17 protein-coding genes are annotated in these 18,655 nt (G+C 73.2%); 8 read left to right on the top strand and 9 right to left on the bottom strand.

Annotated elements, in window-relative coordinates; translation table 11 throughout:
* Positions 1-4 precede the first annotated feature (4 nt).
* The 3 genes from HD601_RS32710 to HD601_RS32700 are packed head-to-tail and all read right to left on the bottom strand — an operon-like array spanning position 5 to position 2,192.
* Positions 5-982, bottom strand: a complete 978-nt coding sequence (locus HD601_RS32710; RefSeq protein ID WP_184829205.1) for an AAA family ATPase — start codon at positions 980-982, stop codon at positions 5-7.
* The gene (locus HD601_RS32705; RefSeq protein ID WP_184829203.1) at positions 979-1,464 is read right to left on the bottom strand and encodes a hypothetical protein; all 486 of its coding nucleotides are present in this window, start codon (positions 1,462-1,464) and stop codon (positions 979-981) included. The genes HD601_RS32710 and HD601_RS32705 overlap by 4 nt, the downstream gene beginning before the upstream one ends.
* Positions 1,461-2,192 carry a DUF4129 domain-containing protein gene (locus HD601_RS32700; protein ID WP_184829201.1) on the bottom strand — a complete coding sequence of 244 codons (732 nt, stop codon included), beginning with the start codon at positions 2,190-2,192 and terminating at the stop codon, positions 1,461-1,463. Before HD601_RS32700 ends, HD601_RS32705 begins: the two co-directional genes overlap by 4 nt.
* A gap of 121 nt (positions 2,193-2,313) precedes the next feature.
* On the opposite strand from HD601_RS32700, the gene HD601_RS32695 reads away from it, so the two are divergent.
* Positions 2,314-2,949 (top strand): vitamin K epoxide reductase family protein, encoded by a 636-nt coding sequence (locus HD601_RS32695; RefSeq protein WP_184829199.1) that lies wholly within the window; start codon positions 2,314-2,316, stop codon positions 2,947-2,949.
* Position 2,950: 1 nt separating this feature from the next.
* Here HD601_RS32695 and HD601_RS32690 read toward each other — a convergent pair whose 3' ends face one another.
* Positions 2,951-4,165 carry a TerC family protein gene (locus tag HD601_RS32690; protein ID WP_184829197.1) on the bottom strand — a complete coding sequence of 405 codons (1,215 nt, stop codon included), beginning with the start codon at positions 4,163-4,165 and terminating at the stop codon, positions 2,951-2,953.
* Positions 4,166-4,354: 189 nt separating this feature from the next.
* Between HD601_RS32690 and leuS the strand changes: the two genes are divergently transcribed.
* The 6 genes from leuS to holA all read left to right on the top strand — a co-directional run bounded on the left by leuS (position 4,355) and on the right by holA (position 13,468).
* On the top strand, positions 4,355-7,204 hold the full coding sequence (gene leuS / locus HD601_RS32685; RefSeq protein ID WP_184829195.1) for a leucine--tRNA ligase: 2,850 nt from the start codon (positions 4,355-4,357) through the stop codon (positions 7,202-7,204).
* Positions 7,205-7,208: 4 nt separating this feature from the next.
* Positions 7,209-8,075 (top strand): DegV family protein, encoded by an 867-nt coding sequence (locus HD601_RS32680; protein WP_184829193.1) that lies wholly within the window; start codon positions 7,209-7,211, stop codon positions 8,073-8,075.
* Between the two features lie 50 nt (positions 8,076-8,125).
* Positions 8,126-8,581, top strand: coding sequence for a VOC family protein (locus tag HD601_RS32675; RefSeq protein ID WP_184829191.1), 456 nt, complete (start codon positions 8,126-8,128; stop codon positions 8,579-8,581).
* 320 nt (positions 8,582-8,901) lie between these two features.
* Complete coding sequence (locus HD601_RS32670; protein ID WP_184829189.1) at positions 8,902-10,038, top strand: ComEA family DNA-binding protein; 1,137 nt, start codon at positions 8,902-8,904, stop codon at positions 10,036-10,038.
* Entirely contained in the window at positions 10,035-12,644 is a 2,610-nt protein-coding gene (locus HD601_RS32665; RefSeq protein WP_184829187.1) for a DNA internalization-related competence protein ComEC/Rec2, read from the top strand. Before HD601_RS32670 ends, HD601_RS32665 begins: the two co-directional genes overlap by 4 nt.
* Positions 12,551-13,468 carry a DNA polymerase III subunit delta gene (holA, locus tag HD601_RS34440; protein ID WP_246402465.1) on the top strand — a complete coding sequence of 306 codons (918 nt, stop codon included), beginning with the start codon at positions 12,551-12,553 and terminating at the stop codon, positions 13,466-13,468. Before HD601_RS32665 ends, holA begins: the two co-directional genes overlap by 94 nt.
* Positions 13,469-13,759: 291 nt before the next feature.
* Here holA and rpsT read toward each other — a convergent pair whose 3' ends face one another.
* The 4 genes from rpsT to HD601_RS32645 form a co-directional block, all read right to left on the bottom strand.
* The gene (gene rpsT, locus HD601_RS35275; RefSeq protein ID WP_184829185.1) at positions 13,760-14,020 is read right to left on the bottom strand and encodes a 30S ribosomal protein S20; all 261 of its coding nucleotides are present in this window, start codon (positions 14,018-14,020) and stop codon (positions 13,760-13,762) included.
* Between the two features lie 174 nt (positions 14,021-14,194).
* Positions 14,195-14,743, bottom strand: coding sequence for a type II toxin-antitoxin system PemK/MazF family toxin (locus HD601_RS32655; protein WP_221441500.1), 549 nt, complete (start codon positions 14,741-14,743; stop codon positions 14,195-14,197).
* Positions 14,744-14,777: 34 nt separating this feature from the next.
* The gene (locus HD601_RS32650) at positions 14,778-15,044 is read right to left on the bottom strand and encodes a type II toxin-antitoxin system antitoxin (protein WP_184829183.1); all 267 of its coding nucleotides are present in this window, start codon (positions 15,042-15,044) and stop codon (positions 14,778-14,780) included.
* A 5-nt stretch (positions 15,045-15,049) separates the two neighbouring features.
* Positions 15,050-16,054, bottom strand: a complete 1,005-nt coding sequence (locus HD601_RS32645; RefSeq protein ID WP_184829181.1) for an SPFH domain-containing protein — start codon at positions 16,052-16,054, stop codon at positions 15,050-15,052.
* A gap of 168 nt (positions 16,055-16,222) precedes the next feature.
* Here HD601_RS32645 and lepA point away from each other — a divergent pair, with 168 nt between their 5' ends.
* Entirely contained in the window at positions 16,223-18,082 is a 1,860-nt protein-coding gene (lepA, locus tag HD601_RS32640) for a translation elongation factor 4 (protein WP_343076470.1), read from the top strand.
* On the opposite strand, the gene HD601_RS32635 is transcribed toward lepA, so the two are convergent.
* Positions 18,079-18,633 (bottom strand): NUDIX hydrolase family protein, encoded by a 555-nt coding sequence (locus HD601_RS32635; protein WP_184829179.1) that lies wholly within the window; start codon positions 18,631-18,633, stop codon positions 18,079-18,081. The two genes, lepA and HD601_RS32635, sit on opposite strands and share 4 nt — an antisense overlap.
* Positions 18,634-18,655: the final 22 nt, after the last annotated feature.

The following is an 18,655-nucleotide window of genomic DNA, read 5'->3' as shown; positions in this document are numbered from 1 at the left end:
CCGGTCATCGGACCGAGGCCGGCCCGGGGACCTGGTCGAGCACGTCGGCGACGATGTCGGCGGTGCGCAGCCGAGTCGTCCACGCCTCCGGGGTCAGCGTCAGCCGGTGCGCCAGTGCGGGCACGGCGACCTCCTTGACGTCCTCGGGCAGCACGAAGTCGCGGCCGTCGAGCACGGCCAGGGCCCGCGACGCGAGCAGCAGGGCCAGCGACCCGCGGGGCGACGCGCCCACCTCGACCGCGCGGTGCCGCCGGGTCGCGGTGGCGAGGTCGACGCAGTAGGCGACGACGGAGGGGTCGGCGTCGACGGACTCGACCCCGGCCTGCAGGGCGCGCACCGTCTCGGCGTCGACCACGGGCTCGACGTCGGCCGCCTCCTGCCGCCGGGCCATGCGGCGCAGCAGCACCTCGGCCTCGTCCGGCGGCTCGAGGTACCCGGCCGACAGTCGCAGCATGAACCGGTCGAGCTGGGCCTCCGGCAGCGGGTAGGTGCCCTCGTACTCCACCGGGTTCGACGTCGCCAGCACGTGGAACGGCCGCGGCAGCGCGAACGTGCGCCCCTCGACCGTCGTCTGCCGCTCGGCCATGGCCTCGAGCAGCGCCGACTGCGTCTTCGGCGGCGTGCGGTTGATCTCGTCGGCCAGCAGCAGGCCGGCGAAGACCGGGCCCGGCCGGAAGCTGAACTCGCGGGTGCCCGGGTCCCACACGAACGAGCCGGTGACGTCGCCGGGGAGCAGGTCCGGCGTGCACTGCAGACGTCGGAACTCCAGCCCCAGCGCGGCGGCCAGGCTCCGCGCCGCCAGCGTCTTGCCCAGTCCCGGCACGTCCTCGAACAGCACGTGCCCGCCCGCGAGGATCGCCGCCAGCGCGAGCCGCAGCGTCCGGCGCATGCCGACGACCGCGGTGCCGACGCCGTCGAGGACGGCCGACCCGACCCGGGCGACCTCGGCGACAGGGAGGGCGGTGCTGCTGGCAGACGTCATGGGCGGGCTCCTTCGCCGGGCTGGTCGAGCGTGCGGTGCTGGTCGAGTCGTTCGATGGCGGTGACGACGGCGTCGGCGTCGCGCAGGCTCGGGCGCAGCGTCCCCTCCGACAGCGCCGCGTGCACGTCGGCGCCGAGTGCCCGGACCGCACGCGGGTCGTCCCACTCGGCGCCCAGGCGGCGCAGCCGGGTCGCGGCGAGCGAGCGCAGCCGGTGCTGCAGGGCGGGGTCGTAGTCGTTCTCGTAGCGGCGCAGCCGGTTCGCCAGCCGCCAGACCTGGGCGGAGCCGCCGCCCGACGGCGCGTGCGGGCGGTCCGGCCAGGTGCCGTACCAGCCGGCCGGGATGCCGAGCGTCGCCGCGACCCCGGCCGCGACGCAGAGGGCGATGACCGCGGGCCGCACGCCCTGGACGCCGAACGCCCAGGCCAACAGCCCGGCGGCCGCGCCGAGCAGCACGGCGCGGACGACCATCCCGCGGCTCACCCGGCGCCTCCCACCGTGCTCGCCGATCCGAGCGTCCCCACCAGCGTCTCCAGTGCGTGCCGGGCCGCCTCGACGTCCTGGGCGCCGAGATCGGGGCGGACGGCGAACCGGGCCCGGTGGTAGAGGCCCAGCAGGGTCGCGACGGCGTCCGGGTCGGCGTGGTGCCGGCGCAGCAGCGCGGCGGTGAACTCGGTGGGCGTCTGGGCCGGGCCGCGCGCCGCACCGCTGCCGGCCGCCGCCGACTCCAGCGCCAGCCAGGCGGCGATGACGGCGGCCGCGGCGTCCGGCGCCGGCCCGCTGAGGGCCGTCGCGGCCGAGCGGGCGCCGTCGCGCAGGTCCTCGACCGGATCGGGCAGCGCCTCGACGTGGCCGCCGAGCGGGGTCCGGCGGCGGGCGGCTCGCAGCCGGAGGTCCGGCACCACCCGGCGCACGATGCAGTAGACGAGGTAGACGGCGGCGGCGACGGCCGCCAGCACGACGACCTGCCAGGGCACGTCGATGCCGGGAGCGCCGTCGTCGAGCACCGGCTCCTCGGTCGGCGCGGCCGATGCGGTGGGCCCTGGCTCCAGCGGCACGACGTCGCCCGTGACCCCACCATCGCCGAGCCAGCCGGGCTCCTGCACGTCGACCGGGCCGGAGGCCAGCGCCAGCACCACCAGGAGCGCGGCCAGGGCGACGACGGCGGCCGCCAGCGGGCCGCCGGAGCGATGTCGCCCGGACCAGTGCATTGCCGCAATCCTCGCATATCACCGTGGTGCGGAACCGATTCGTGATCTGTCGTCGGGCACCCCAGGCGGGTAGCGTACGTTGATGGTCCGTCGGATACCTACGATCATCACTGGGTGACTCATGGCCGTGCAGGAGAAGGAACACCTCGAGGACGCCGAGTTCGAGCTGCCTGAGACGCGGGCCTCGATCAAGGTCCTCGGCTGGCTGCTCGCCATCGGCGGGGCCATCGGCACGGTCGCCTCGGCGATGCTCATCATCGAGCGCGTCTGGGTCCTCCAAGATCCGAACCACACCCCGTCGTGCAGCTTCAACCCCGTGCTCACCTGCGGTGCGGTCATGGACAGCTGGCAGGGGTCGCTGTTCGGCTTCCCCAACCCCGTCATCGGCGTCGCGGCGTTCCCCATCGTCGTCACGGCCGGGGTGGTCGCGCTGACGGGCGCCACACTGCCGCGCTGGTTCTGGCTCGGCCTCAACGCCGGCGCGCTGGGCGGCGCGGTCTTCGTCACCTGGCTGTTCACCCAGACCACGTACTACATCGGCGCACTGTGCCCGTACTGCATGGTCGTGTGGGTCGTCACCATCCCGATCTTCGTGTACACGACGGGCTACAACCTCTCCGAGGGTCACCTCAAGGCGCCCGCGTGGCTGCGCAAGGCCGTCGTCGAGAGCCGCGGCCTCATCGTCACCGTCTGGTTCCTCATCCTCGCGATCCTCATCACCATCGAGTTCTGGGACCGCTGGTACCTCGTCTTCTGAGTCAGTGGTGGTCGCCGGCGGGGGTCTCGCCGCGGGCGGCCGCCGCCTCGTGGCTGTCGTGCGCTCGCTCCACCAGGTCGAGCAGCCCCTCGGCGTCCCTGGCCATCTGCTTGTACTTCGGGCCGAGCTTCACGATCTCGACCTTCTCGTCGACGAGGCACTGGAAGATCCGCTCCCGCTCGGCGGGGTCGGCGGTGTACTCCGAGTCGAGGTAGGCCGTCGCGTGCCGCCGGGCGTTGGCGATCGCCGTCTGCGCCCGGCCCGTGCGGCTGACCAGCGACGCCACCACCGTCACCACGAGGACCACCACGATCACCGCCAGCGAGAGCCCGGTGCTGAGTTCGGCCACCTCGACCGGCTGCCCGTCGTTGACGAACGGCAGGTTGTTCTCGTGCAGCGCGTGCAGGATGAGCCGGACGCCGATGAATCCCAGGATCACGGCCAGCCCGTAGGACAGGTAGATCAGCCGGTCCAGCAGGCCGTCGATGAGGAAGTACAGCTGGCGCAGCCCGAGCAGCGAGAACGCGACGGCGGTGAAGACCAGGTAGACGTTCTGCGTGAGCCCGAAGATCGCCGGGATCGAGTCCAGCGCGAACAGCACGTCGGTGCCGGCCAGCGCCACCATGACCAGCAGCATCGGCGTCATCACGCGGCGCCCGCCGCGCTCGGTGAACAGCCGGCCGCCGTCGAAGGACGGGCTGGTGTGGAAGAACCGCCGGGCCGTGCGCACGGCGATGTTCTCGCCCTCGTCCGGCTCGCCGCCACTCGGCTTCAGCATGTTGCCCGCCGTCAGCAGCAGGGCGATCCCGAACAGGTAGAACACCCAGGCGAACGTGTTGATCAGCGCCGAACCGACGAAGATCAGGCCGGTCCGGGCGATCAGCGAGAACGTGATGCCGAACAGCAGCGCCTTCTGCTGGTACTCCCGCGGCACCCGGAAGCTGTGCAGCAGGATCAGGAACACGAACAGGTTGTCGACCGAGAGCGCCTTCTCGGTGATGTAGCCGGCGAAGTACTCCGCGCCCATGGTGGTGCCGCCGAGGATCAGCACGCCGACGCCGAACGCCACCGCGATGCCGACGTAGAGCGCCGACCACACCGCCGCCTCGCGCAGGGACGGAACGTGGGCCCGGCGCACGTGGAACACGTAGTCGAAGGCCAGCAGCGCGACGATCGCGGCCACCGTCGGGACCCACACCCAGCCCGGGACGTCCATGGCCACACACCCTAGGGGGACGAGTGCGCTATCCTGACAATGTGCGAGGCCTGCTGCTCCTTATCGGGCCGCGCTGACTGGTAGCGGACGCCCTCCAGCGGCGTCACGTCGGCGCGGCTGACCCCTCCTGCGTGAGGGGTCTTTCTTTTGTTCCAGGCCCCGACACCCACAGATGAGGGACGAATTCCGATGAGCCAGACGCAGACCGGCGCGACCACGCCGGCCGACGACGCGCCGTATCGCTACACCGCCGAGGTGGCCGGCCAGATCGAGCAGCGCTGGCAGGACCGCTGGGAGCACGAGGGCACCTTCGACGCCCCCAACCCCACCGGCCCGCTGGCCGAGCCCGGTACCGAGCTGCCGGCGAAGAAGTTCTTCGTCATGGACATGTTCCCGTACCCCTCCGGCAAGGGGCTGCACGTCGGGCACCCGCTGGGCTACATCGCCACCGACGTCTACGGCCGCTACCGCCGCATGCAGGGCGACAACGTGCTGCACGCGCTGGCCTACGACGCGTTCGGGCTGCCGGCCGAGCAGTACGCCGTGCAGACGGGACAGCACCCGCGCAAGACGACCGAAGAGAACATCGCGACCATGCGCCGGCAGCTGCGTCGGCTGGGGCTGGCGCACGACAACCGCCGCACGTTCGCGACCATCGACCCCGGCTACGTCCGGTGGACGCAGTGGATCTTCCTGCAGATCTTCGAGTCCTGGTACGACGACGTGGCCGGGAAGGCGCGCCCGATCTCCGAGCTGGTGGCCGCCTTCGAGTCCGGTGAGCGGCCAGTTCCGGGTGGCCGCGCGTGGTCCTCGCTGAGCCCGGTCGAGCAGCGGAGCATCGTCGACGACCACCGGCTGGCGTACGTGTCGGAGTCGCCGGTCAACTGGTGCCCCGGGCTGGGGACGGTGCTGGCCAACGAGGAGGTCACCGCCGACGGCCGCAGCGAGCGCGGCAACTTCCCGGTCTTCAAGCGCAACCTGCGGCAGTGGATGATGCGCATCACCGCGTACGCCGACCGCCTGATCGACGACCTCGAGCGCATCGACTGGCCCGAGAAGGTCAAGACGATGCAGCGCAACTGGATCGGCCGGTCCACGGGCGCCAACGTCCGGTTCGCCACCGACGCCGGCGACCTCGAGGTCTTCACCACCCGTCCCGACACCCTGTTCGGCGCGACCTTCATGGTGGTGGCGCCCGAGCACCCGCTGGTCGAGGCGCTGACGCCGTCGGCCTGGCCCGCCGAGGCCCGGCCCGCGTGGACCGGGGGGCACGCGACCCCCGCTGACGCCGTCGCCGCCTATCGTGCCGAGGCGAGCGCGAAGACCGAGGTCGAGCGCCAGACCGAGGGCCGCGAGAAGACCGGCGTGTTCACCGGGTCGTTCGCGGTCAACCCGGTCAACGGCGCCCGCATCCCGGTGTTCGTCGCCGACTACGTGCTGATGGGCTACGGCACCGGCGCCATCATGGCGGTGCCCGGCCAGGACGAGCGCGACTGGGAGTTCGCGACGCGGTTCGAGCTGCCGATCATCCGGACCGTGCAGCCGCCGGCGGACTTCGACGGCGAGGCGTTCGTGGGCGACGGGCCGGCCGTCAACTCCGCGAACGACGAGATCTCGCTGGACGGCCTGGGCGTCGCCGAGGCCAAGGCCTCGATCATCGCCTGGCTGGAGTCGATGGGCACCGGCGAGGGCACCATCACCTACCGGCTGCGTGACTGGCTGTTCAGCCGGCAGCGCTACTGGGGCGAGCCGTTCCCCGTCGTCTACGACGAGAACGACCAGCCCATCGCGATCCCCGACTCGCTGCTGCCCGTCGAGCTGCCCGAGGTGCCGGACTACTCGCCGCGCACCTATCCGCCGGACGCTGCCGACACCGAGCCCGAGCCGCCGCTGGCCCGCGTCCCCGAATGGGTCGACGTCGAGCTGGACCTGGGCGACGGCCCCAAGCGCTACCGCCGCGACACCAACACGATGCCCAACTGGGCCGGGTCGTGCTGGTACGAGCTGCGCTACCTGGACCCCACCAACACCGACCGCCTGGTCGACCCCGAGGTCGAGAAGTACTGGATGGGCCCGCACGGCGACGGCGACGCCGGCGGTGTCGACCTGTACATCGGCGGCGTCGAGCACGCCGTCCTGCACCTGCTGTACGCCCGGTTCTGGCACAAGGTGCTGTTCGACCTGGGCCACGTGTCCAGCGAGGAGCCGTTCCACAAGCTGTTCAACCAGGGCTACATCCAGGCCTACGCCTACGTCGACGAGCGCGGCCAGTACGTGCCGGCCGACCAGGTGGTGGAGTCCGGTGACGAGTTCCTGTTCGAGGGTTCGCCGGTCCAGCGCGAGTACGGCAAGATGGGCAAGAGCCTGAAGAACATGGTCACGCCCGACGACATGTACCGCGACTACGGCGCCGACACCTTCCGGGTGTACGAGATGTCCATGGGCCCGCTGGACCTGTCCCGGCCCTGGGAGACCCGCGCCGTCGTCGGGTCGCTGCGGTTCCTGCAGCGGGTCTGGCGCAACATCGTCTCCGAGCAGACCGGTTCGGTGGTCGTCGGCGCCGGCCCGGCCGACGAGGCGACCAAGCGGGTGCTGCACCGCACCATCGACGCCGTCCGGACCGAGATGGAGGCGATGCGGTTCAACACCGCCATCGCCCGCATGATCGAGCTGAACAACCACCTGACGAAGCTGGACGCCGTCCCGCGCGAGGCCGCCGAGGCGCTGGTGCTGATGATGGCGCCCGTCGCCCCGCACGTCGCCGAGGAGCTGTGGTCGCGGCTGGGCCACCCGGACTCCCTGGTGCGCGAGCCGTTCCCGGTCGCCGACCCGGTGTACCTGGTCGAGGACACCGTCACCTGCGTGGTGCAGGTCGCCGGCAAGGTCCGCGACCGGCTGGAGGTGCCGCCGTCGATCAGTGAGGCCGACCTGCGCGCGCTGGCGCTGGAGTCCGAGGCGGTGCGACGGTCACTGGACGGACGGCCGGTGCGCACGGTCGTCGTGCGGGCGCCCAAGCTGGTCAACGTCGTCCCGGGCTGACCCCTTGACGGGGCGGGTCGCGGTCGTCACGGACTCGACGGCACACCTGGCGGCCGGCGACGTGGAGTCGCACGGCCTCCGGGTGGTGCCGCTGCAGGTGGTGGTCGACGGTGTCGCCGTCGACGAGGACTCTGGTTTCGGTCCTCGGGAGGTCGCGGCGGCGTTGCGGTCGCATGTGCCGGTGACGACGTCGCGGCCGAGCCCGCGGGCGTTCCTGGACGTGTACGAGTCGCTCGCCGCTTCGGGCTCCACGGCCGTCGTGTCGGTGCACATCTCCGGCAGCCTGTCGGGGACGGCGGACGCGGCCCGGCTGGCGGCCCGCGACGCGCCGGTCCCCGTGCACGTCGTCGACTCGCGGTCGCTGGGCATGGGGCTCGGGTTCGCGGTGCTGGTGGCCGCTGACGCGGCTTCGCGCGGGCTGATGGCGGACGAAGTGGCGGCGCTGGCGCTGGACCGGGCGGTGCGGTCGTCGGCCTTCTTCTACGTGGACACGCTGGAGTACCTGCGCCGCGGCGGCCGCGTCGGCGCTGCTTCTGCCGTCGTGGGGACGGCGCTGGCGATCAAGCCGCTGCTCCACCTGCGCGACGGCTGGGTCGACCTGCTCGAGAAGGTCCGCACGTCGGCACGGGCGCGGGCGCGGCTCGAGGACCTCGCGGTCGCGCGGGCGGTGGCGGGTTCGGAGGCCGGGAAGGGTGGGCGGGTCGACGTGGCGGTGCACCACCTCGACAACGCCGGCCGCGCCGACGAGCTGGCCGCCCGCCTGGCCGACCGGCTTCCGTCGGTCGGGACCGTGGTGGTGACCGAGGTGGGTGCCGTCATCGGGGCGCACGTCGGGCCGGGCATGCTGGCCGCGGTGATCAGCCCGCGCTGAGTTCGTTGTCGGGCGTTCGGTTGTCGGTGCCGGGTGGCAGGCTGCGGTGCATGCCGCGTGCCTCCGAGATCTTCAACATCGCGTTCGACGCCGCAGACCCGCGCCGGCTGGCCGAGTTCTGGGCCGTCGCGCTCGGGTATCAGCTCGAGCCGCCGCCCGACGGGTTCGGAACCTGGGAGGAGGCGCTGGTCGCCTGGAACGTCCCCGAGGCCGACTGGGACAGCGCGAGCGCCATCATCGATCCCCGGGGCGTGCTGCCGCGGCTGCTCTTCCAGAAGGTGCCCGAGCCGAAGACCGCCAAGAACCGCGTCCACCTCGACGTCCGCGGCTGGCGGTACGGCGCCGGCGGCGAGGTGCCCCCCGAGGCCGAGCGCCTCGCCGCGGCCGCCGCCAAGGTCGCCGAACTGCTCGCCGCCGGCGCGACGGTGGTCGCAACGGTGGAGGAGTACGGCAACACCTGGACGGTCCTGCAAGACCCCGAGGGCAACGAGTTCTGCGTGACCTGAGCGGCCGGCGTCGTTGCTGAGTCGGCTGCTGGGGTGCGGTGCTGCCGCCGCCGTGCCGTCGTGCTCGGGAATCCGGCCGACGCTCGGGAATCAGGCGCGTGGGCGCCCGGAAAGCACGCCAAGCGCCGGAATCCCGAGCGTCCGCCTGGTTCCCGAGCGTCCGCTGCGTCGGCGGGCATCGGTGGCCACGGCCGGATGCTGCCGCCGCGACCGAGCCGGGCGCGAGCGCTTGTCCACAGCTCTGACCAGTTCTTTCAGCTGTCCACAGAAGCCGGTTCCGGCGGTCGCGGCGGTCGGTGCCGCGGCCTAGCGTCGCTGGCATGCGATCGCTGCGCTCCCGCCCCGCCGACGACCGGACGGCGGCGCTCGCGCGCGCCCGGGTGGCGCACTTGGCCGGTTCGACCCGCCGCGGCTTGGATGGGAACGCCGCGGTCGCAGCCGGGGTCGAGGACGGCGGGCCTTCGAGCGCCGCCCGCCACGAAGGGAGGACCGACGAACTCGCGAACGACGGTCGTCGTCCTCGTCACGCCACCTCCCGCCCGCGGCGGGCGGCCCGGCCGCCGGTAGACGCCGTCGACTCGGGCGGCCCGGCGGCGTGGTTCGACCCCGCACCTGCCGATCGGCTCGATCCCGATCCTCAGACCGAGCCGGGGCGCGGGCCGGAGCTCGGGCCAGAGCAGCACGGCCCGGCGGCGCCGTGGGACGAGCCGGCGTCGGCGCAGGCCATCGAGGACGACGCCGCGCGGTCGCCGGAGTGGCTGGACGGCCTGAAGGACCGGCTGCCGTTCGCCGTCCGGCCGCGGGCCGGGCTGGAGCGGACCCACCTGGCGGTCATCGTGCTCGTGGTGCTGGTCGGCCTGATCAGCGCGACAGTGCTGTTCCTGCTGGCCCGCCCCGAAGTCGTCCCCATCGAACCCGAGCTCGTCGCCACCGGAAGCCACACCGCCACCGAGACCCCGCCGCCGAGCGACCCGACGCCGGCCCCCACAGAGTCAGCCGCGCCGGGCCCGGCCGCGCCCGACGCGGCCATCGTCGTGCACGTGGCCGGGCTGGTCGCGCGGCCCGGGGTGCTCGAACTGCCGGCCGGCTCCCGCGTGGTCGACGCCATCGAGGCGGCCGGCGGCGCGACGCCCGAGGCCGACCTGACCCCGATCAACCTCGCGCGCGTCCTCACCGACGGCGAGCAGGTGCTCGTCACCGCCGACCCGCCGCCGCAGGCCGCTCCGCCCGCCGCCCCACCCGGCTCCACCGCACCCGCACCCACGGCGCCGGTCAACCTCAACACCGCCACCGGCACCGAGCTCGAGACGCTGCCCGGCATCGGCCCCGCCCTCGCCGGCCGGATCCTCGAGTGGCGGACCCAGAACGGCCGCTTCACGACCGTCGGCGAGCTGCGCGAGGTCTCGGGCATCGGCGAACAGCGCTTCGCCCAGCTCGAACCCCTGGTGACGGTATGACGACCACTCCGCCGGCCACCCCGACGACCACGCCGCCGGATGCCGCCCCCGCCGAGCCACTGGACCTGCGGCTCGTGCCGGCAGCGCTCGGACTCTGGATCGGCGCCCTCGCCGGCGTCCTCGTCCCGCTCCGCGACGGCCTCGCGGGGTGCGCCGTCGTCCTGCTCGTCGCCGCGGCGGTCCTGGTCCGCGCCCGCCTCGCCCCACCGGCTCGCCGCGCCGTCGTCGCCGCGAGCCTGTGCCTCCTCGCCGGCTTCGCCGTGGGCGCCGCCCGAGCCGCACCCGTCTGGACCGGCCCCGTCACCGCCCTCGCCGCCGCAGGCGCGCACGTCGAGGTCGACGGCACCATCGAACGCGACCCGGTCCTGCGCGGCAGCGGTCCCATGGGCGAGGAGGCAGCCGCCACCCAGTACGTCGTCGGGCGCATCCGGGTCGACCAGGTCACCGGCCGCGGCGACACCCACCGCGTCGACGTGCCGGTCCTGCTGGTCAGTGGCGACCGCGAGTGGGCCGATCTCCTGCCGGGCCAGCGCATCCGCGTCGAGGGACGCCTCGAGTCCACCGACCACCCGCGCGACGACGTCGCCGCGGTGTTCCGCCCCTATACCGGGCCCGACGAGCGGGCGACCGGCCCGCCCAGCGCCGCCAGCCGCGCCACGGAGCCGTTCCGAGCCGGGCTGCGCGAGGCCGTCGACGGCGTCCCGCCCGACCCGCGCGGTCTGGTGCCCGGCCTGGTCATCGGCGACGAGTCGCTGCTCTCCGACGACCTCCGCGACGCCATGACGGTCGCCGGGCTGACGCACCTCACCGCGGTGTCCGGCACCAACGTCGCGATCGTGCTGGTCGTGGCGCTCGGGCTGGCCCGCTGGCTGCGGGTCCGCGGCTACGCGCTGCCGGTCGTCGGCGTGTTGTGCGTGCTCGCGTTCGTCCTGCTCGCGCGGCCGGAGCCGAGCGTGCTGCGGGCCGCCGCCATGGGCCTGGTCGCCGTCGTGGGGCTGGCCCTCGCCGGGCGTCGGCGCGGGCTGCCGGCGCTGGCCGCCGCGGTCGTCGTGCTGGTGCTCGTCGATCCGTGGCTGGCCCGCAGCGCCGGGTTCGCGCTCTCGGTGCTGGCGACGGCGGGCATCCTGCTGCTGGTCCCGGCGTGGACGCGGTCGCTGACCTGGCTGCCGCGCCCGCTGGCCCTCGCGGTCGCCGTCCCGCTCGCGGCCCAGGTCGCCTGCACGCCGATCGTCCTCGGGCTGTCCGGGCAACTGAGCCTGGCCGCGCTGCCGGCGAACATGCTGGCCACTCCCGCGGTAGCGCCGGCGACGGTTTTCGGCGCGGCCGCCGCCGTGGTGAGCCCGGTCGCGGCGCCGGTCGCGACGGCGTTCGCCTGGCTGGCGGCCCTGCCGGCCTGGTGGATCGCCGCGGTCGCGCGCTGGTTCGCCGGCCAGCCCGGCGCCGTGCTCCCGTGGCCGCCGGGCGCGGGCGGTGTGGTGGTCGCCGTCGTCCTCGCGGTCCTGGCGCTGCTGGCCGTGCCGCTGGTGCTGCGCCGCCCGGTCGTCACGGTCGCGGCGGGGACGGTGCTGGTGATCGGTCTGCTGAAGGCGGTCCCGACGCCGGGCTGGCCGCCGCCCGGCTGGCTGGTCGTCGCGTGCGACGTCGGACAGGGCGACGCGCTCGTCCTGCGCGCCGGTGAGCGCTCCGCCGTCGTCGTCGACACCGGGCCGGAGCCGCGGCTCGTCCGCCGGTGCCTCGACGGGCTCGGGGTGCGGCAGGTGCCGCTGCTGGTCCTCACGCACTTCCACGCCGACCACGTCGGCGGGTTGGCCGGCGTGCTCGCCGGTCGCGAGGTCGGCCGGGTCCTGGTGTCGCCGCTCGACGATCCGCCCGCGGTCGCCGACGGGGTCAGGCGGCGGCTGGCGGCCGACGGCGTCCCGGTGACGGTGCCGCGGGCCGGTGACCTGCTGCGCGTGGGGGAGCGGCTGACGCTCGACGTACTCGGGCCCGTCCGACTCACCGAGACCGACGAGTCCGAGTCCAACAACGCCAGCCTGGTCATCGAGGCCGGGGTCGACGGCGTCAGCGTCCTACTGACCGGCGACATCGAGCCGTCGGCGCAACGGGCGCTGCTGCGCGCCGAGCCGGGGCTCGACACCGACGTGCTCAAGGTCGCCCACCACGGCTCGCCGCACCAGGAGGCCGAGCTGCTCACCGCCCTCGACGCCCGCGTGGCGCTGATCAGCGTCGGCGAGAACGGCTACGGACACCCGTCGCCTCGGGTGCTCGACGCCCTGCGCGCCGGCGGGGTGCGGGTCTACCGCACCGACGAGCACGGCAGCGTCGCGGTCGTCCGCACCGGCGACGGCGGGCTGGGGGTGACGACGGGCGGGCCGAGGTCGGGACCGGCGCCACGGCGATCGGTGAACGGGCGGCGACGGTGTCGGTGGGACGTGTCATGCTGTGACGCGACATGGCTGCGCTATCCACCGATCCCCTCGTCCCGGTCACCCTCGTCTTCGGTCCCGAGACGCTGCTCGCCGAGCGTGCCGCGGGCGCCGTCGTCCGGGCGGCGCGGGCCGCCGACGCCGACACCGACGTGTCCCAGGTCGCCGGCTCCGAGCTGACCCCCGGAGCCCTGGCCGAGCACGTCAGCCCGTCGCTGTTCGCGACCAGCCGGGTGCTGCTGGTCAACGACGTGCAGGACGTCACCGAGGCGGTCGGCGACATCCTCGTGGGCTATGTGCAGTCGCCCATCCAGGACATCCACGTCGTGCTGCTGCACCCGGGCGGCGTCAAGGGCAAGAAGCTGCTCACCGCGCTGCGCAAGGCCGGCGTGCACGAGGTCCCCGCCGAGCGCCTCACCCGCCCCGACGACCAGGTCGCGTTCGTGCGGGCCGAGGTCCGCCGGGCCGGGGGCCGCATCGACGAGCCCGCCGCCCGCCAGCTGGTCGAGTCGGTCGGCGGCGACCTTCGCGGCCTCGCCTCGGCGGCCGGCCAGCTCGCCGTCGACGCGCCGGACGGCCAGGTCACCGGCCACGTGGTCTCGATGTACTTCGAGGGCCGCGCCGAGGTCAAGGGCTGGGTGGTCGCCGACCGCGCCGTCGAGGGCCGCACCGGCGAGGCGGTCGAGCAGCTGCGCTGGGCGCTCGAGACCGGCACCGACCCCGTCCTGGTGACGGGTGCGCTCGCGACGTCGCTGCGGTCCCTGGCCCGGCTGGCCGGCGCGCCGCGCGGCATGCGCGACGCCGACGTCGCCCGCGACCTCGGCATCCCGCCGTGGAAGATCCGCGTGCTCCGCGGCCAGCTCCGCGGCTGGACGCCGAACGGCCTGTCCCAGGCCATCCGGGCGGTCGCCGAGGCCGACCTCGCGGTCAAGGGCGGCGGCAACGACTCCGCGCTCGCCCTCACGACGGCGCTGGTCGCCATCGGCACCGCCCGCGCGGCCTGACGAACTCCCGGCCGCCGACGGTGTGACGTCGCTGCGGAATCACTGTGAGATCGCTGCTGCTCTGACGACAGTTCCGCCACATCGTCACTGCAATGAACCCACATCGTTTGGCTGCGCTGTCGACGGGTGACGCCGCTGCGGCCGGGGGCGTGGGCCGTAGCTGTTGCCCGGGCGACAGCTACGCCACCCGGCGGCGACAGCTACGCCACACACCAGGCGACGCGGGCGCACGACGACGGCGCCGCCCTCCCAGAGGGGAGGCGGCGCCGTCGAGCCGAAGTGGGCCCGGCCTCAGAGCGAGGCGGCCCGCTTGGAGATCGAGGACTTGCGGTTGGCCGCCTGGTTCTTGTGGATGACGCCCTTGGAGACGGCCTTGTCGAGCTGCCGGTTGGCGGCGCGAGCGGCCTCGGTGGCCTTCTCGGTGTCGCCGGCGTCGGCGGCCTCGTGGAACTTGCGGATCGACGTCTTCAGCGACGACTTCACGGCCTTGTTGCGCAGCCGCGCCTTCTCGTTGGTGAGAATCCGCTTCTTCTGGGACTTGATGTTCGCCACGAACTGATGCCTTTGGTCGGTCCGGATAGGTCGTGAGGGCGTCGGTCTTCTCCGGGACACGCGTCGGCGGGGAAACCGTCGCGGCGGCAAGGAGTCGGCCGGGCGCGTCCGCGACCTGGGCCGACGCGCAGCCGCCAACAATACCAGCGCCCCGCCTCACCAGCCAATTCGGCGTCAGTTCCAGCCGTAGCGCGAGCGCAGTGCGTCGATGACGGCGTCGAACTGATGGCGGTCGAGGGCCGACGCCTCGCGGCGCATGCCGTCGGGGTGGACGCGCAGGACCCGGCTGACGTCGACCCACGAGGGCCGGTGCTCGCCGTCCCAGCGGCCGGAGCCGACGCCGACCCAGTCGCGCTCGCCGTCGTGATCCTTGCTGGTCAGCTGGACCGCCAGCAGGGTGCCGCCGGGCTCGCGCGCCACGATGAGGACGGGCCGGTCCTTGCCGCGGCCGTCGTTCTCCTCGTACGGCACCCAGGTCCAGACGATCTCGCCCGGGTCGGGGTCGCCGTCGGTGCTCGGGTTGTACGACGTGTGGACGGCGCCGACGGAGTGCGCCTCGGTGGTCGCGTTCGAGCCGAACTGCCCGGGCGACTCCTCGCCGTCGTGACCGCCCGAGCCGCCGCGGGGCGGGCGGGGGTCCGACGGGCGCGGGCGCCGGTCGTCGCGGCGGCGCTTGGGCGGGGTCAGCAGGGTCCGGACGAGGTCACGGAGGAGGCGGGCCACGTCGGCACTGTAGCGCCGCGACCCGCCGCCCGGCTCACTCTTCGGCGGACGACGACGAGGACGGCGGCGACGGGCCCGACGGCGGCCGGCCGCGGCGGGGGAGCGGTCCGGCGTTCCTCGGCTCGCGCCCTGCCGCCCGCAGCGCGTTCCGCAGCACCAGCTCGACCTGGGCGTTGACGCTGCGGAACTCGTCCTGCGCCCAGCGGGTGAGCGCCTCGTGGACGGCCGGGTCGAGGCGGAGCAGGACGGCGTGCCGCTCGCGCCGTCCGCCCGAGCGGCCCCCGTCAGCAGGCGAAGCCACCGCGATCAGGTGTAGAGGCTGCCGGCGTTGACGACCGGCGTGGCCCGCTGGTCGCCGCAGAGCACGACGAGCAGGTTGGAGACCATGGCCGCCTTGCGTTCCTCGTCGAGCGTGACGACGTTCTCGCGTTCCAGCCGCGACAGCGCGAGCTCGACCATGCTGACGGCGCCCTCGACGATCCGCTCGCGCGCCGCGACGATGGCGCTGGCCTGCTGGCGCTGGAGCATGGCCTGGGCGATCTCCTGCGCGTAGGCGAGGTTGCTGATGCGCACTTCGAGGATCTCGACGCCGGCGACGGCGACCCGGGCGGCGACCTCGTGGGCGAGCTCGCCGGACACGACGTCGGTGGAGCCGCGCAGCGACGTGCCCTGGTCGTTCGGGTCGTCGTACGGGTGGGTGGTGGCAACGTGGCGCAGCGCCGACTCGGACTGCACCTGGACGAAGTCGCGGTAGTCCTCGACGGCGAACGAGGCGCGCGCGGTGTCGGCGACCTGCCAGACGACGATGGCGGCGATGTTGACGGGGTTGCCGTCGGCGTCGTTGACCTTGAGCTCGGCGGTCTCGAAGTTGTTCACCCGCACCGACACCGGCCGCCGGGTGGTGAACGGGACGACCCAGACCAGCCCGGTGCGCCGGACGGTGCCGATGTAGCGCCCGAAGAACAGGATGACGCGCGTCTGGCCGGGCTGGATGACCACCAGCGGCGACGCCAGCAGCGCCGCCACCAGCAGCGCGAGCACCACCAGTCCGGCCCGGCCGCCGGACACCCCGGCCCAGTCCTCGTTCTCGAACGCGTCGCGCAGCGACGGCGCCAGCTGGACGATCTGCCAGACGGCGTAGACGACGGCTGCGAGCGCCAGGAACAGCGCGAAGAAGCCGCTCATGGCCCACGCGCGGTGCTCGTCGACGTCGATGCGGTGCCCCGCCCGGCCCACCGGCGCCGGACCGGGAGCGGCCCCGGGCGCGGAACCGGGCGCCGAGCCGGGAACGTCCACAGGGGTCTCGGTCATGTCTCCTCCAGGTGATCGCGGCCGAACCCCGGCAGCGCGATAGCTAAGTGATATCACTTTTCTGGCGAGCCCGCATCACCGACCATGGGATGATGTCTGCTGCGGGCAGGACGACGAACCCTGCCCGGAACCCACACCGAAGCCACACCCAAGCCCGAGGAAACCTGCGTGCCAGTCAGTGAGAACGCGCCGCTGCCGTCGGCGACGCCGCCGGAGCTGATCCGGAACTTCTGCATCATCGCCCACATCGACCACGGCAAGTCGACGCTGGCGGACCGGATGCTGCAGCTCACCGGCGTCGTGGACGATCGGTCCATGCGCGCGCAGTACCTCGACCGCATGGACATCGAGCGCGAGCGCGGCATCACCATCAAGAGCCAGGCGGTACGGCTCCCGTTCGCCTCGCAGGCGCCGGAGAACAACGGCACCACCTATGCGCTCAACCTCATCGACACCCCCGGGCACGTCGACTTCTCCTACGAGGTCAGCCGCAGCCTGGCGGCATGCGAGGGCGCGGTCCTGCTGGTCGACGCCGCGCAGGGCATCGAGGCGCAGACGCTGGCCAACCTGTACATGGCGCTCGAGAACGACCTCACGATCATCCCGGTGCTGAACAAGATCGACCTGCCGGCGGCGCAGCCGGAGAAGTACGCCGCGGAGCTCGCCCACCTCATCGGCGGCGACCCCGACGACGTCCTGCGCGTGAGCGGCAAGACCGGCGAGGGCGTGCTCGAGCTGCTCGAGCGCGTGGTCGCCGACGTGCCGGCGCCGGTGGGCGACCCCGACGCCCCGGCCCGGGCCATGATCTTCGACAGCGTCTACGACTCCTACCGCGGTGTCGTCACCTACGTCCGCGTCATCGACGGCAAGCTGACGCCGCGCGAGCGCATCCTCATGCTGTCGACCAAGGCCACCCACGAGCTGCTCGAGATCGGTGTCATCTCGCCCGAGATGCGCCCCGGCGCCGGGCTCGGCGTCGGCGAGGTCGGCTACCTCATCACCGGCGTCAAGGACGTCCGCCAGTCGAAGGTCGGCGACACCGTCACCGACGCCGCGAAGCCGGCCACCCAGGCGCTGGGCGGCTACCGCGACCCGAAGCCCATGGTGTTCTCGGGTCTCTACCCGCTCGACGGCTCCGACTACCCGGACCTGCGCGAGGCGCTGGACAAGCTCAAGCTCAACGACGCCGCGCTGGTCTACGAGCCCGAGACCTCGGTGGCGCTCGGCTTCGGATTCCGCTGCGGCTTCCTGGGCCTGCTGCACCTCGAGATCGTCCGCGAGCGGCTCGAGCGCGAGTTCGGCCTCGACCTCATCTCGACCGCGCCCAACGTCGTCTACCAGGTCACCATGGAGGACGGCGCCGAGCACATCGTCACCAACCCCAGCGAGTTCCCGTCGGGCAAGATCGCGTCGGTACGCGAGCCGGTCGTCCGGGCCACGCTGCTGGCGCCCAGCGAGTTCGTCGGCACCATCATGGAGCTGTGCCAGGCCCGCCGCGGCACGCTGCTCGGCATGGACTACCTGTCCGAGGACCGCGTCGAGCTGCGCTACACCCTGCCGCTGGCCGAGATCGTCTTCGACTTCTTCGACGCGCTGAAGTCGCGCACCCGCGGCTACGCCAGCCTCGACTACGAGCCCACCGGCGACCAGGAGGCCGACCTCGTCAAGGTCGACATCCTGCTACACGGCGACCCCGTCGACGCCTTCAGCGCCATCGTCCACAAGGACAAGGCCTACGCGTACGGCGTCGCCATGGCGGGCAAGCTCAAGGACCTCATCCCACGCCAGCAGTTCGAGGTGCCCATCCAGGCCGCCATCGGCGCCCGCGTCATCGCCCGAGAGAACATCCGCGCCATCCGCAAGGACGTCCTCGCCAAGTGCTACGGCGGCGACATCACGCGGAAGCGGAAGCTGCTCGAGAAGCAGAAAGAGGGCAAGAAGCGCATGAAGATGGTCGGCCGGGTCGAGGTGCCGCAAGAGGCGTTCATCGCGGCACTCTCGTCCGACAGCGGCGGCTCCTCGAGCTAGCCGACCGGCGGTCCTGGCGGGAAGCCGAGGTGGGCCAGCGCCTGCCGCAGCACGATGCCGTGGCCGCCGAGCATCTCCTTCTGCAGGCCGTCGTCGGCGGCCTCGGACGGCGACAGCCAGATGAGGTCCAGCGCGTCCTGACGCGGCGCGCAGTCGCCGGCCACGGGGATGACGAACGCCAGCGCCACGGCGTGCTGGCGCGGGTCGTGGTACGGGGTGACGCCCGGTGTGGGCAGGTACTCGGCGACGGTGAACGGCGACGGCGACACGGGGATCCGCGGCAGGGCGTGCGGTCCGAGGTCCTTCTCGATGTGCCGCACGAGAGCGTCGCGGATGCGCTCGTGGAACAGCACCCGGCCGGCCACCAGCTCGCGCCGGATCTCGCCCTCGGGGGTCGAGCGCAGCAGCAGGCCGACGGACGTCGCGACGCCGGTGTCGTCGACCCGTACGGGGACCGCGTTGACGTAGAGGATCGGGAGGCGCCGGCGCGCGGACGCGAGCTCGTCCGGGGTGAGCCAGTTCTCGTGGGAGTCGACCGCCGTCTGGTTCATGGGGTCAGTTCTACACGGGACG

It is taken from the genome of Jiangella mangrovi (assembly GCF_014204975.1).
Taxonomy (GTDB): Bacteria; Actinomycetota; Actinomycetes; order Jiangellales; family Jiangellaceae; genus Jiangella; species Jiangella mangrovi.
Note: the sequence above shows the minus strand (reverse complement) of the source record. Positions and strands in the feature narration are given on the sequence as shown.